This window comes from Neobacillus sp. Soil_C_43, from assembly GCF_057656715.1.
This window is the reverse complement of sequence record NZ_JBDGJV010000010.1, coordinates 104,241-118,680: the sequence shown is the minus strand read 5'-3', so window position 1 is coordinate 118,680 and position 14,440 is coordinate 104,241. Positions and strand designations below refer to the sequence as shown.

Here is a 14,440-nt window from a genome sequence, read left to right as displayed (position 1 = left end):
TAGTATGGAAATGAGAGAAACCTTGGCTAAAAAAATAGCCTGGATCAGTGTAATCAGCAATATTATTTTAACGGTAGGAAAAATTGCCATCGGGTGGTACGGAAATAGTGATGCAGTCTTTGCTGATGGGATTCATTCTGCTGCCGATGTCTTTGCTTCGATTATTGTCCTGTTGGTGATTAAAATAGCGAATAAACCTGCAGACCTTGAACATCCCTACGGACATGGGAAAGCTGAGGTTATTGTTTCGGGCATTATAGGTATCTTACTCTTCCTTGTCGCTATATATGTCGTTTACGAGGGAATCAGCGGCTTTTTTCATGAAGTGGAGTCGCCGAGTTTACTGGCCATGTGGGTTGCCTTATTTTCTTATATTACCAAGATTATTTTATACAGGAGTTCACTTAAGGTTGCTCAGCAGCATAATAGTAAGGCGATTGAAGCCATTGCGTTTGACCATAAAGCAGATATTGTGGCGTCTATTGCTGCGGCTATCGGGGTCCTCCTTTCCATTATTGGGGAACGTATGGATATTCACTTCTTACTTTATGGAGATAAGGCAGCAAGTATATTTGTGGCCTACTTAATTTTTAAGATTGCTAAGGAAATGTTGATGGAAGCATTTGATATCTTATTAGAACGAAATATCAATTCAGAAACACTACAGGAATACATTGAAGTGATCAATCATTTTGAAGAAGTTAGAAGGATTGACCGCATAAGAGCGAGAGAGCATGGACATTATGTATTGGTTGATTTACGTATCTCCATTGATCATTTCAAAACAATTAAGCAAGGTCATGATCTCGCCAAAACCATTAAACAAAAGCTTATGGATCAATTTGATAACATTCATGAAGTGTTGATTCATTTAAATCCGTATTTTCCAGAAGATAAATAAAAAAACTCCTTTGTACTTTTGAGCGTTAGGGTTTATGATAGGAAAGGATATAAAAAAGTTAGAGGGAGTTGATATTGTTGAGTTATTCCGTTGACCCGGACCCAAGTAGGCGAGGGGAAGTCAATGTCTTTGAATGGATTGAATTGAATAATAGCAAGAATATCAACTCTGGAAAAGGTTGTTGGCTTCCTCAAAACAAGTAGGCGAGGAGGTTTTTGCATGTTAGAAATTTTTAAAAGTACGGAAACAAAAGTCTTGGAAAAAGTTGATGTGATTTCAAAAGGCTGCTGGGTTAATATGTATGCTCCGACAGCAGAAGAAATCAATCGAGTTTCTACCGATGCCCAAGTAGACGTTGATATCTTAAAAGATGCATTGGATGATGAAGAACGTCCAAGGATTGAACGCGATGACGGCAGAGTATATATCATCGTTGACTTTCCGTATATCGTTAAGGATGAAACAGGCTATGAAGGGTATGAGACCATTCCAATTGGCATTATCCTAACGGATGAATGTATTATCACTGTTTCATTGAAGGATACACCGATTTTAGAGGAATTTAAGAGAAACAGAGTTAAAGAGTTTTTTACCTTTAAGAAGACCCGCTTCGCTCTGCAAATCTTGTTTGTAATTTCATCGTATTATCTTCGGTACCTAAAACAAATTAACAAGAAAACCAATGAAATTGAACGAGTCGTTCACCAGTCATTGAAGAATAAAGAGCTATATGCGTTTCTAGCTTTAGAAAAAAGTTTGGTGTACTTTACGACTTCATTAAAATCTAATAAGGTCGTTCTTGATAAAATTTTGCGCTTTAACTACCTAAAAATGTATGAAGAAGACAAGGATTTGTTGGAAGATGTAATTATTGAAAAAACACAGGCAATAGAAATGGCTGAAACTTACCGTTCGATCTTAACCGGGATGATGAACGCTTTTGCCTCCATTATTTCAAATAACTTGAATATCGTGATGAAGTTCTTAACTTCCATAACAATCATCTTAGCCTTGCCAACGATGGTAGCAAGCTTTTATGGAATGAACGTAGACATTCCTTTTCAACATATTCGTCACCCCTATGTCATTCCACTTTCTATCTCGGTCTTTTTTGCTAGCTTAACCGCATTTATATTTTGGAAAAAGAAATATTTCTAGATTGCCAGCCATTTATTGGGCTGGCTTTTTATTTTTTTTCTGATTCCTTTTAGTTGAAAATCAAAAATTTTCCCAACTTCCAATAGGACTATTTGTTCATATATTTTCAGAAAAATCAAAATATAATTAAGAAGCAGTGAGTTTGCTGTAAACATATTTTGAGAGGAGTTTCTTGATGAAGAGAAAGAAAGTTCTTGGGGCTACGGTAATGAGTGTGGTAATGGGGATTTCAATGTTTGCAACCGGTGCATTTGGTCAGCAAACAAACGGTAAGGAATCTTTTCGAGTATTAATTCAGGGACCTGCCTCCGAAAAGTCAAAAGCAAAGGCGAATTATGGGGTTCGCTGGGACTTTAGCAGCAAAGGGTTTACAACAACAGTCAATGCACAGCAATACCAGGCACTTTTACAAAACAAAAACTTAACGATTGAAAAAATTTCTGAGGTAAACATAGGAACCATGAGAGAAGAAGCGGCCGCCAAACCAGGCGGAACAACTGGTGCAGTTCCTAGTGATCAAACACCATGGGGAATTCAGGCGATCTATAATGATTCTGCCATCGCGGCTACATCCGGAGGAAGTGGCATCACGGTAGCGGTCTTGGATACAGGTGTAAATAAAAACCATGCTGATTTAGCTAGCAACGTAAAACAATGTCAAGACTTTTCACAAACAAAAGTTTCATGGGTAGATGGGACCTGTTCAGATGGTAACGGACATGGAACACATGTATCTGGTACGGTGCTTGCTAACGGCGGAAGCACAGGTAAGGGAATTTACGGTGTGGCTCCACAAGCAAACCTATGGTCGTATAAAGTATTGAACGACCGCGGCAGCGGCTATTCTGATGATATTGCAGCAGCCATTAATAAAGTAGCAGATGAAGCGGTTCGTACGGGTTCAAAAGTCATTATTTCTATGTCACTTGGTTCAAGCTCGAAGGATTCGCTAATCTCTAATGCGGTTGATTATGCATATGGTAAAGGTGTACTTGTTGTCGCGGCTGCAGGAAATGACGGACCTGGAGACAATACAATTGGTTACCCAGGTGCGTTAGTCAATGCAGTAGCTGTTGCTGCTTTAGAGAATGTACAGGAAAATGGTACGTATCGTGTGGCAGATTTCTCATCCAGAGGAAATCCAGCAACCGACGGTGACTATGTAATCCAAGAACGTGATGTAGAGGTATCTGCACCAGGTAGAGCGATTGAGTCAACTTGGAAGGATGGCGGATACAACACCATTAGTGGAACATCGATGGCTACTCCACATGTCTCAGGTCTTGCTGCGAAGATTTGGTCAGCAAACCCATCTTGGTCAGCCAGCCAGCTACGTGCGGAACTGCAAAACAGAGCGAAAGCGTATGATATTAAAGGTGGAACAGGTGCTGCTACTGGCGATGATTACGCCTCAGGTTTCGGCTTCCCTAGAGTGAAATAATGATTATGGCCATCTAGACCTGGGTCTGGATGGCTTTTAAATGAACTATTCAATCTTTTGAAAATAATCTGAAAAATATCTGTAAAAATAGTTACTATAGTAGTAAAATGGTAAAAAACGAAAGGCAAGCTGGTGGTTATATGGAATTCGGGGCATTAATTAAATTTTATCGAACTCAAAGAGGAATCACTCAAGCAGAGCTTGCAAAAGGGATTTGCTCTGTCCCGCATTTAAGCAAAATTGAGAACAACTCCAAAGAAGCGAATGAGGAAACGATTTCTCTATTATTGGAGCGGCTAAATATTAGTTTAGAAGAGATGGAAGAAAAGGAGGAACAAATAAAGGTTCTATTAAGAGAATTTAATGCAAATATTAATTTCTATCTTAGGGATGAAGTCGATGAAACCTATCAGAAGTTTAAAAAGATAGAACATATTATCCCGTTTTCAAAGCATATTTATAATTGCGAGTTATATAAATATAGGTACTTATTATTCAAAGGGTTGTTTGCAGAAGCAGAGTCTCAAAGGGACCTATTATACAAGCAAAAGAAGAATTTTTCCCAACATGAGGACTATTTATTTAGATACTTTAATGCGATATTCTTAATCTTAAGAGGTCAATTTAAAAATGCAGATTATATTTTGGATGCCCTCTACACAGAGAATGATCATGAAACGACAAGTGGAGAATTCCTCTATCATCGGGCCCTTGTAAAGAGCTCCCTTGAACAATCAGGTCATGCTATTCATTTTGGTAAAATGGCATTGCAAATTTTTATGAACCAGCATAACTTCTTACGTATTCTACATACCCTTATGCTGTTAGGTATTAATTATACCCATTCAAAGATTTATGAAGAAGCAGAAGGTTGTTTTCGGCATTTAATCCGTAATGCCGAATTATTAAGACAAGAGAAAATGCTGCCACAAATTTATCATAACATGGGCTATCTACAAAATAAGATGAAGAATGTAAAGGAAGCCCTATATTATTATGAGAAAAGTTTGGAGCTACAATCTAACTTTAATCAACACTATCTGGTTACTCTCTATTCAGTCGGCGAAATGCATTATTTTCTTAAAGATACGGATAAAGCTAAAGAATGTCTTCAGGAAGTAGCCTCACTTTCAAAAGAGCTAGGGAATAAAAAATATAGGCTACTGGCAGATTTTTATTTATTTCATATGGCCTCACCGCAAAAAGCGTTCAAATACTTAGAAACAAAAGTTATACCTTATTTTGAAGAGGCAAATGAACATATAGATGACCTAACCCGTTTTTATAAAATGCTATCAGATTATTACAATGAAAACGGATTGGTTCATGAAGCATTTAAATATTTAAATAAAATAACAGGAGGTATACTATGAAAAAGTATATTGTACTTCTATTTTCAGTTTCAATGCTAGTTCTTTTTACTTCAAATGCTGATGTGAAAAGTGAAAAGTTTTCAAACCATGTAGCCTATTCTGATCCATCAGACCATCCAATTCAACCACCAGTTGGATGATGTCATTAACTAAATCCCTGATTCTATCAGGGATTTTTTTATTTGTGGGAATGTATGTGCAACTGTAGGCAGACAATAGGATTAATTTCATGAATTTATCTAAAGGTAAGAGAGGTGATAGAAATGAAAGAACAAGAAAAGGACCGGAAAAGTATGGAGGAAGAGTGGGAAAAGAAGGCCATGCAAGAATTGTTTGGGATGGAATCAGAGATGAGTTTGCAATCAGCTCGATTTGCTACAACTGAAAATCCGCTCTTAACCGAATATCATATTGAGCGAAATGAAAAGGAAGAATAGTTATTTTAGATAAAAAGAATGAATCCTACCTTTTAAGGGGTATCCTAAGAATATGTGTTTTAATTCCAATAGAAGGTTAAGGAGGACAAAATGAAATCATTTATTGTTGGTTTTCATCAAGAAGATAACGTGGATTCAATGCAAATACAAAAGCTTAGTCAAGAGGAGTTTGGGAAGGCCACGGAGGGTGGGACAAGGCATTTATTTGAACTCGACACAAACATTGGACTCTTTGTATTTTTTGATGGAGCAGATAAAGATGGAAATCTATCCTATATGGTGCTGCAGTATGAAGAAGAAAATGAAGAGCCTTCTGCCTGCTATTCTTTCCAGCTGAAGGACTTCTACGAATTTATGGCGCTATACTTAAATGACATTGATTACGAGGAAGTTGAAGGGGAGGAGCAAGAGGAGCAAGAATACGGGGCCATGCAACACCTCGCTCATTTAATCTTCCATATCGTTGAAGAGGGTAGAGATTTGAAGGTTTAGGAAGATTTTTTTAAAATAAACTATTTTTTATTGAAAAATGAAACTGATTTGATCACTTATTAAAAAAAGGGCACCTAATTTAGGTGCCCTTTTTGGCTTTAAAAAGTTTTTTGGCTCTTATTTAATTTCTATCGGCGAATTTATGAGGTCTATCGGCGAATTCGTAGCTTCTATCGGCGAATATATACATTCTATCGGCGAATTTTCGGTTTCTATCGGCGAATTTAACTTTTGTATTTCAAACTCACCATGGAAAAGCCTTAGGAGTATAAAAGCGGTATCTGTTTGTTCCTAAATATTGTAAGGAGCTCGATTGAAGCAATCTTTTTGAAATATAAGGTGATTTTAATCGAACAAACTCCCGAAACTCACTATTTGTTATTTTCAAATCAACCAACAAAAAATAGTCCATAAGTGCTTGAATGTGTGCATCTTTTGAATAGGAATCGCAAGAGGGACAGTACCACTGCTGTTTCTTACGAATAAGATGCAGATGCTTGCAGAAAGGACAGTGGACACCGGTTAACAAATCCGTCTTTTGAATACCATATTTTTTTAGTATTTGAATTGTAGGTGGAGTATTCATTTTCAGTAGGAGTCTGCCAAGCTTACGGAGATCTTTTTTAGTGAGGACGGGGTCGGTGAACGTTTTTTCCACTTGTTTAATCCGATTCAGCATCACATCAGCTTTACAAATTCGTGGTTTCACTTTATACGAATTTTTCCCTGTAACGATGTATGAAGTGTAACTGTTACTGATGACAACTAAATACACGATTGGAACAGGAGGAAAGTGGTGAGCCCGAAGCAGTTCTTGAATATATTTTTTGTGCCGCTCTGCTTGCGCAATTGGATAATCATATCCTTTTTCTTTATCATTGTTATTTTGGATAAACTGTTCGTTATCAGTATCAAAGGTTAATTTCCCAGCCATATTTTTCACATCAATAATAAGGCCGAATTCTGGAGTTAATAGAAAAGTGTCAATTTGACAGTTGTAATCACCGTCAGGAAGGTTTAAATCGTGGAAAATCATATACTTTTGTTGTGGAAGCGACCGATAATAGTAGTCAAGAGCTTTCTCGCCTTGATAGCCAGCAGAGCGCCTTCCTGCTTCTTCTGAAATTTGCTGATATTTTTCGTGACTTAAGGGGAGACGACGTAATAAAGCCTGTAAGATGAGTAACCTCAACGGAATAGACCTCTCTTTTATAATCAAACATTATCACTCCTTTCATTTTAACTAATACATTCTAAATAATATTGAGGAATCCTGCTGAATTTTATCGAAACTTGCAAAAAAAATTACAGACCAAAATTTTATGAGCGAATCTACTGAGTTTATGAGCGAATCTCACAGGTTTATGAGCGAATCTTATCCAGATATGAGCGAATATAGGTCACTTATGAGCGAACCTCAAAACCAGTCCATTTTATTTGATAATACCCCGGAACAGCGCTACCATTAATTTGAATACCAAAAGGAGGAAAAATAATGACTTCTATTCAACAAAGGGGTATCGAACGGATTTGGACGGTGGAACATCACCAGAATAGTCCGATTCATATAGCAGGAATGGTGTTAGATCCAAATAAAATGAAAGAATCAGATCCTTTTCTTTTTTTAGCAGAGGATTGGTTTAAAAAAGGAACATTTGACTTCCACCCGCACCGCGGCATCGAGACCGTTACCTATGTCATCGAAGGGAAACTCGAGCATCAAGATAATAAAGCAGGTAAAGGGGAACTGGAACCAGGTGATGTTCAATGGATGACAGCCGGCAGAGGTGTTATTCACATCGAGGACCCAGCCGAAGGAGAGACTGTGCACTCCTTGCAGCTTTGGGTGAACCTGCCCCGTGAACATAAGATGGCAGAACCGCGCTATCAAAATCTTCGTGCGAAAGACATGCCAGTCCGTAAAGAAGACGGAGCCTTAATCAGGATTTTCTCTGGTTCTTCAGGTGGCATTCAGTCAGATACAAAAAATTATGTTCCAGTAACTATGGTTGAAATTAACGTCGAACCTGGTACATCGGTTACACAGGACCTGCCAGGTGATTACAACGGCTTCATGTATATTTTAGAAGGAAAAGGACTTTTCGGGAAAAATCAGACAGAGGCTGAGAAAGGTCACGTACTCTTGTTAGAAAAAAGCAATCCTAACCAAGAAAGCGAAATCTCAATAAAGGCAGAGGAAAACCTCCGAGTCTTGTTATATGCAGGTAGACCTCTAAACGAACCAATCGTAGCTAGAGGACCATTTGTCATGAATACCGAAGAAGAAATTCGCCAGGCATACCGCGATTACATGGCCGGCAAATTCGCAGAATAAAATAAGCACTGGGCCACGTCACAAGAGCGGTCCAGTGCTTTTCTTTTACCCTTTAGCAGGCTTCTTACTCACTACTACACGAGCATTGCCCATAAAAAAGATAGTAACTGCAGCGATTGCAATCGGAATCAGCGTAAGCAAAAAAGTATGTGTAATCGAATTAGACATCGCGTGAACGATTTTATCTAAAACAAAATCAGGAATCTTTGAGCGTTGTTCTGGTTGGAAAATTTGCCGAGGATCACCCATTTTGAAATTCCCCGCACCTTGCATCCCTTTAAATGCTTCCTTTAACTGATCTGTAAACATATTCGTTTGCAGCGTTCCGTAAATGGTTACGCCAAGGGTCATACCAAACGAACGTAGAAACGAGTTAGTAGAGTTAGCCGTTCCGCGATACTGTGGTTCCAAATTGTGCATCGACGCCGTTGGCAACAAGGAGAATGAAAACCCTACCCCAAATCCAACAAGAATCATATAGATTGTTAGTAAGTAGCGAGCCGTATCAATCGTCATCGTTCCAAGGAAATACATACCAAGAACATAAGATACAATCGAAATAAACATCAAGTTACGATAAGAGGTTTTAGCTAAGAAAATACCTCCTACGGAACTTCCCGCAACGGACCCTAACATCATAGGTGTTAAGATTAACCCTGCATTTTTAGCTGAGCCGCCATAAACAGCCTGCACGAAGATCGGAATAAAGACAGTTAGAATGATAAACGTCCCACCATATAAAAAGGAAAGAATCTGGGATGTCGCAAACAAACGCCTTTTAAAAAGCCAAAGTGGTAGAATCGGTTCTTCTGCCTTAAATTCCGCAATGAAAAAGGCAATAAAGAAAACAAAGAAGCTAGCAAATAAACCGATGATTTGAACAGAATCCCAATCGTATTCTTTGCCGCCCAACTCAAGAGCAAACATCAAGCTAACGACGGAAATGACAAGCGTAATTGCTCCAAGATAGTCGATTTTTTGCTTAGAGTGCTGTAAGGATTCATGATAATAACGAACAATTAAAATAATTGAAACAATACCAATCGGAACATTCACATAAAACACCCAGTGCCAGCTGATATAATCAGTTATATACGCACCTAGCAATGGCCCAAGGACACTGGAGGCACCAAATACTGCTCCAAGAAGACCTGTCATTTTTCCACGATTTTCTGGGGGGAAGATATCAAATACGATGGTAAAAGCAATTGGCATCAAGGCGCCGCCACCAATCCCCTGAATCGCCCGGTAAATACTTAACTGAACAATCGACTGAGCAATTCCGCAAAGGGCAGAGCCAATAAGGAATACCACCAATCCGAAAATAAAGAAGCGTTTCCTTCCATACATATCGGAGAGCTTTCCAAAGATCGGCATCCCGGCCATAACTGCTACCATATAAGCAGAAGTTACCCAAATAAATTTGTCAAAACCGCCAAGGTCAGAAACAATCGTACCCATGGCTGTTGCGACAATTGTATTGTCCATGGCTGCCATCAAGATGGCTAGTAACAAGCCTGTGACAACGAACTTAAGATTATTGTCTTTTTTAATCAAATTAATCACCCTTTAATTTTCCAAAGTGTAAGTATGCTAAAACAAAAGATCGCTCCTTTTCGATTATTTTAAGGTGTGTCCATTAAAAAAAGCTGCTAGAAAGATAGCTAAAGTAATTCTATAAGGCAGGTTGAAAACTTGTCAAATTATAACTAAAATGAGTAGAATGTTGTTTTTACATAGAAGGGACGAATAAGGACATGTATCAGCTTAAGGTAACGAAAGAGCAAGAACTAGGTGTATATGAACTAAGGAACTCCGAGTTAGGCAACTGGATTAAAGTTGTACCAGAGCGTGGCGGAATTATTACTAGCTACGGGATAAATGGAGAGGAAGTCCTCTTTTTAAATAAAGAAACACTATATGATTTTAAGAAAAATATAAGAGGTGGAATTCCGATTCTCTTTCCGATTTCTGGTCAGTTAGAAAATGGGAAATATGAATGGGATGGTACTGTTTATCAAATGAAAAACCATGGAGTCGCGAGGAATTATCCATGGGAAGTAGTCAATACTCATACGGATGACAGACAAGCCACTATTACTTTACGTTTAGTAAGTAATGAAGAGACCAAAAAGGAATATCCTTTTGATTTTGAGGTGGTTTTTACCTACTCATTGACCCAAAACGGACTCACTATTGCCCAAGCCTATCAAAATATTTCGGGTGCGCCTATGCCAATTTATGCAGGGTTTCATCCTTATTTCAAAACGGCCAACAAAAACTTAGTTTATCATTCCGACGCGAAGACCTATTTAGATTATAATGATATGGAAACAAAACCCATTCAAAGCTCATTAGATTTAACTAATAAAAAAGAGTCTCTCGTCCTCTTGGATGCCGTACAAAAGGAAATCTCATTTGAGCTACCCGATCGCCAGATGTCAATTACGATGACATACGGGGAGGAATTTAAGTACGTCGTGTTGTGGACCGAGCAGGATCAAGAATTTGTCTGTGTCGAACCATGGATGGCAATGACAGATGAACTGAATCGGAAAGAAGAATTAGTGATGGTGAGTCCAGGGGAAACGCTGCAAACCGCACTTACGATATCGGTAAAATAAAAAAGGGACTTTAAAGTCCCTTTTCATATAAAAAAATCCCTATGCTTTCGACCTACCGTTGGAAAAATTCAACCTTCTCACCATCAGGGCCTTGTACAAAGAAGTTACGATAGCCGTTAGGAAGAGTGCTAATATCTTCACTAAGAAAGGATACGTCTAGATCCTTTAAACGTGCGAATTCTTCTTCAATGTCATCTACTAAAAAGGCGATATGATTCACGATTCCTTCGTTAGGGAGATTAGGCTTTCCGCCTAGGACTAATTCTAACTCTGTTTCATCGGAACCATTAAATCCAAGGAAGGCTAAAGTGACAGCCCCATCTGAAATAGTGAATCTGTCTTTTAAGTCCAACCCTACGACTTCTTGATAAAAAGTCAGGGATGTTTCTAAGTTGCTTACGTATACACCAACATGGTCCATTTTCTTAACTGCCATTTGGCACCCACCTACCTATCTGTCTTAGGCTTTTAATACATCGTGGTCAACGTAGCGCTCACCGTTTAGTTCACTAATTACATTGATCGCTACCTTAGCACCGTCTCCAGCAGTAATAATCGTATGCATGCTCACTCCAGCAACTGTACCTGCTGCCCAAATACCGTCAATATTTGTTTTTCCAGCAGCATCCACGTCAAGGATTGTCTTGATTCTTGGCTCAGTTCCAGGCTTTGTTGTTAGTCCAACTGCTTCAGCAAGGTCAACAGACATTCCAGTAGCCAAAATTACATGCTTTGCTTCGTATTCACCTTGATCTGTTTCTACTTTAAAACCGCTTTCAGTTTTACTGATAGTTGAAACAGTAGCTTGGACGATTTCAGCACCAAATTTCATCGCTTGTTTTTTACCAGTTTCAACAAGGTCAGGTCCTGTAATTTCTGTTACACCATAATGATTTTCAATCCATGCACGCTTAGTTACACTTTTATCATTATCAACCACTACGGTTTTCTTTCCAGCCTTTGCTGTAAAAATAGCAGCACTCGCACCGGTAGGCCCAGCTCCAACAACTAAAACATCAAACATTTCCAAAACCTCCAATTATTATATAGTCACAAAATAACTGTAGCTTAACAAACAGGGAATTGTAAAATAAACTGCTCTTTTCAAGATATTTGGAAAACGAAATGTAAAAATAGGTTGAAATATTCTAAGCAAGCAGATAACTTAAAAGCAAAGAAGAACTTAGGAGTGAGGATCATAGAAATCAAACCACTCGGGGATACGGCTATTGTGATTTATTTTGGTGAAAAAATTAGTGAAAAGATTCATAGGGAGATTCGCCAATTTATTGTCGGACTGAACAATACGAGGGTGAAAGGGATCATAGAATGGGTACCGTCCTATACTTCCCTTGCCATCTATTATCGTCCGGAGGAGATAAGCTATCATACCTTAGTGGATAAGGTAAAGGGCATTTATACCACTTCAAAGCATAATGAACCCTATCAGCCGATCGTATATGAAATCCCCGTTTACTATGGAGGTGAAACAGGTCCGGATTTAGCCTCTATTGCTCAGTATTGTGAGATAAGTCAAAAGGAAGTCATTGCACTTCATAGTAATAAAGAATACCTCATTTATATGCTAGGGTTTATACCTGGATTTCCCTATCTAGGAGGATTACCATCAATGCTTTCTGTCCCAAGGCTTGAACATCCAAGAAGAGGTGTCCCTGCCGGTTCAGTGGGCATTGGCGGAAACCAAACAGGCATCTATCCTTCAGAGGTACCGTCGGGCTGGAGGATTCTTGGTATAACACCACTAAAGCTGTTTGCTATTGAAAATTCCCCTCCGGCCCTTGTTGCACCAGGCAATTATATAAAATTTATTCCGATCAATTTTGAAGAATATAAAACTATTAAACAATTGGTCGATAGGAAAGAATACAAAGTGAAAACCTACATAAGGGGGGGAGCAACATGAAAATCATTGATCTCAATAGTGATATCGGAGAAAGTTTTGGAGCCTTTAAAATAGGAAATGACGTAGAGGTGTTAAAGTATATCTCCTCTGCTAATATAGCTTGTGGCTACCATGCGGGTGACCATAATGTCATGTTTGAAACAGTCAAGTTTGCCCAAAAAAACGGTGTGAAAATAGGGGCGCATCCAGGATTTCCTGACCTTGCTGGATTCGGCCGCCGGGAAATGAATCTTTCCACAAGGGAAATATACAATCTAATCATTTATCAAATAGGGGCCTTACAAGGTGTATGTAAGGCAAACGGAGCGTCTCTTTCCCATGTCAAACCCCATGGTGCCTTATATAACATGGCGGGTAGAAGTAGGGAGATAGCAGATGCAATTGCTGAGGCAATTGTTGCCCTCGATTCCCAACTTGTTCTATTTGGCCTAGCAGGAAGCGAATTAATCAAGGCTGGACGGGAAAAAGGGCTTCAGGTTGCGCAGGAAGTGTTTACGGACCGTACCTATCTGCCGGATGGGACATTGACATTAAGAAGTGAAAACAACGCATTCATTCATGATTCTAGCGAAGCCATCCAAAGAGTGGTTCGGATGATTACCGAAGGGAAAGTAGAAGCGGTAGATGGAACCGACGTTGATATTCAGGCTGATACGATTTGTGTACATGGGGATGGACCGAAGGCTGTAGAGTTCTTATCCAAGTTAAAGATGGCATTGGCACATGAAAACATTTTTCTTCGAAAAAGCTGGAGCGAATAATGAAAACAGCTATTTTTAAAGTAATAAAACCAGGTTTACAAACGACTATTCAGGATTTGGGAAGGGTTGGCTATCAACAATTCGGAATCAGTCCATCTGGAGCAATGGATTCTTACGCCATGCAGGTAGCAAATATCCTGGTTGGAAATCATCCGGGGGAGGCGGTACTTGAAGCGGCGTTAATAGGACCTGTTTTAGAAGCCACCCAAAACATCGTCATTGCTATTTGTGGCGGGGACTTTTCGCCGAGGGTAAATCATCGGGAAGTGCCCCTGTGGAAGAGCTTTTTGTTGAAAAAAGGAGAGACTTTATCTTTGGCCTCGTGTAAACAAGGTGCACGGGTTTATATTGCCATTGCTGGTGGAATCGATGTACCTGTTGTTTTGAATAGTAAATCCACCTCTTTAAATGGAAGGTTTGGAGGTTATAAAGGACGACCATTACAAAAGGAAGACCTTTTATATGGAGAGCCGGTCATTAGAAAGCCGTTTAAATCACTGCCTCCTGAGTATATTCCTAGCTATAAAAAGCAGCTAACTGTAAGGGTTATTCTTGGTCCACATGAGCAGAGGTTTAGCCCTTCAAGTGTCGAGCGATTTCTCTCAGAAGAGTATGTTGTGACACCACAATCGAATCGAATGGGTTATCAGCTAAAGGGACCAAAGCTTGACCAAGTTGAAGGTTCAGATGTCATCTCCGATCCCATTCCATTAGGAGGGATTCAAGTTCCTGCCAGCGGCCAACCCATCATCCTCATGGCTGACCGACAAACAACCGGCGGCTATACCCGAATAGGAACAGTCATATCAGTCGACATCCCACACCTCGCTCAAGCGGTGCCTGACACCAAAATCCATTTTGTGGAAACTTCTCTTGAGGAAGCACAACGATTATATATAGAAAGACAGCTTTTTTTGAAGCATTTGTCGCTTGCTGCGAAATAAAATAATTCTTTTTTACAATCATGTGACTACGCGTTTTTTTTCATAAGTAT

The 14,440-nt window shown here is 39.2% G+C and carries 16 protein-coding genes; 12 read left to right on the top strand and 4 right to left on the bottom strand.

Going from position 1 to position 14,440, the window contains the following annotated elements:
- The first annotated feature begins 4 nt into the window (after window positions 1–4).
- The 7 genes from AC3A54_RS14680 (at window position 5) to AC3A54_RS14650 (ending at window position 5,802) form a co-directional block, all read left to right on the top strand.
- Window positions 5–901 carry a cation diffusion facilitator family transporter gene (locus AC3A54_RS14680; protein WP_487655009.1) on the top strand — a complete coding sequence of 299 codons (897 nt, stop codon included), beginning with the start codon at window positions 5–7 and terminating at the stop codon, window positions 899–901.
- Window positions 902–1,120: 219 nt separating this feature from the next.
- A complete protein-coding gene (locus tag AC3A54_RS14675; protein WP_487655008.1) occupies window positions 1,121–2,059 on the top strand; it encodes a magnesium transporter CorA family protein in 939 nt (312 codons plus the stop codon).
- 175 nt (window positions 2,060–2,234) lie between these two features.
- Complete coding sequence (locus AC3A54_RS14670) at window positions 2,235–3,500, top strand: S8 family peptidase (protein WP_487655007.1); 1,266 nt, start codon at window positions 2,235–2,237, stop codon at window positions 3,498–3,500.
- Window positions 3,501–3,640: 140 nt separating this feature from the next.
- On the top strand, window positions 3,641–4,873 hold the full coding sequence (locus AC3A54_RS14665) for a tetratricopeptide repeat protein (RefSeq protein ID WP_487655006.1): 1,233 nt from the start codon (window positions 3,641–3,643) through the stop codon (window positions 4,871–4,873).
- Window positions 4,870–5,013: a hypothetical protein gene (locus tag AC3A54_RS14660; protein ID WP_487655005.1), complete on the top strand. Its 144-nt coding sequence runs from the start codon at window positions 4,870–4,872 to the stop codon at window positions 5,011–5,013. Before AC3A54_RS14665 ends, AC3A54_RS14660 begins: the two co-directional genes overlap by 4 nt.
- 123 nt (window positions 5,014–5,136) lie before the next feature.
- Window positions 5,137–5,310: a hypothetical protein gene (locus AC3A54_RS14655; RefSeq protein WP_487655004.1), complete on the top strand. Its 174-nt coding sequence runs from the start codon at window positions 5,137–5,139 to the stop codon at window positions 5,308–5,310.
- 90 nt (window positions 5,311–5,400) lie between these two features.
- Window positions 5,401–5,802: a cytosolic protein gene (locus AC3A54_RS14650; RefSeq protein WP_309859765.1), complete on the top strand. Its 402-nt coding sequence runs from the start codon at window positions 5,401–5,403 to the stop codon at window positions 5,800–5,802.
- 244 nt (window positions 5,803–6,046) lie between these two features.
- Here AC3A54_RS14650 and AC3A54_RS14645 read toward each other — a convergent pair whose 3' ends face one another.
- Window positions 6,047–7,021 (bottom strand): nuclease-related domain-containing protein, encoded by a 975-nt coding sequence (locus AC3A54_RS14645; protein ID WP_487655003.1) that lies wholly within the window; start codon window positions 7,019–7,021, stop codon window positions 6,047–6,049.
- 276 nt (window positions 7,022–7,297) lie between these two features.
- On the opposite strand from AC3A54_RS14645, the gene AC3A54_RS14640 reads away from it, so the two are divergent.
- Complete coding sequence (locus tag AC3A54_RS14640; RefSeq protein WP_487655002.1) at window positions 7,298–8,137, top strand: pirin family protein; 840 nt, start codon at window positions 7,298–7,300, stop codon at window positions 8,135–8,137.
- A gap of 45 nt (window positions 8,138–8,182) precedes the next feature.
- On the opposite strand, the gene AC3A54_RS14635 is transcribed toward AC3A54_RS14640, so the two are convergent.
- Entirely contained in the window at window positions 8,183–9,694 is a 1,512-nt protein-coding gene (locus tag AC3A54_RS14635) for an MDR family MFS transporter (RefSeq protein ID WP_487655001.1), read from the bottom strand.
- 200 nt (window positions 9,695–9,894) lie between these two features.
- Here AC3A54_RS14635 and AC3A54_RS14630 point away from each other — a divergent pair, with 200 nt between their 5' ends.
- A complete protein-coding gene (locus tag AC3A54_RS14630; RefSeq protein WP_487655000.1) occupies window positions 9,895–10,761 on the top strand; it encodes an aldose epimerase family protein in 867 nt (288 codons plus the stop codon).
- Between the two features lie 52 nt (window positions 10,762–10,813).
- On the opposite strand, the gene AC3A54_RS14625 is transcribed toward AC3A54_RS14630, so the two are convergent.
- Window positions 10,814–11,197 carry a VOC family protein gene (locus AC3A54_RS14625; RefSeq protein ID WP_335544561.1) on the bottom strand — a complete coding sequence of 128 codons (384 nt, stop codon included), beginning with the start codon at window positions 11,195–11,197 and terminating at the stop codon, window positions 10,814–10,816.
- Between the two features lie 24 nt (window positions 11,198–11,221).
- Entirely contained in the window at window positions 11,222–11,785 is a 564-nt protein-coding gene (locus tag AC3A54_RS14620) for an NAD(P)/FAD-dependent oxidoreductase (RefSeq protein WP_487654999.1), read from the bottom strand.
- Window positions 11,786–11,950: 165 nt separating this feature from the next.
- Here AC3A54_RS14620 and pxpB point away from each other — a divergent pair, with 165 nt between their 5' ends.
- The 3 genes from pxpB to AC3A54_RS14605 are packed head-to-tail and all read left to right on the top strand — an operon-like array spanning window position 11,951 to window position 14,390.
- Window positions 11,951–12,685 (top strand): 5-oxoprolinase subunit PxpB, encoded by a 735-nt coding sequence (gene pxpB / locus AC3A54_RS14615; RefSeq protein WP_487654998.1) that lies wholly within the window; start codon window positions 11,951–11,953, stop codon window positions 12,683–12,685.
- Complete coding sequence (locus tag AC3A54_RS14610; RefSeq protein ID WP_487654997.1) at window positions 12,682–13,446, top strand: LamB/YcsF family protein; 765 nt, start codon at window positions 12,682–12,684, stop codon at window positions 13,444–13,446. Before pxpB ends, AC3A54_RS14610 begins: the two co-directional genes overlap by 4 nt.
- Window positions 13,446–14,390, top strand: coding sequence for a 5-oxoprolinase subunit C family protein (locus AC3A54_RS14605; protein ID WP_487654996.1), 945 nt, complete (start codon window positions 13,446–13,448; stop codon window positions 14,388–14,390). Before AC3A54_RS14610 ends, AC3A54_RS14605 begins: the two co-directional genes overlap by 1 nt.
- Window positions 14,391–14,440: the final 50 nt, after the last annotated feature.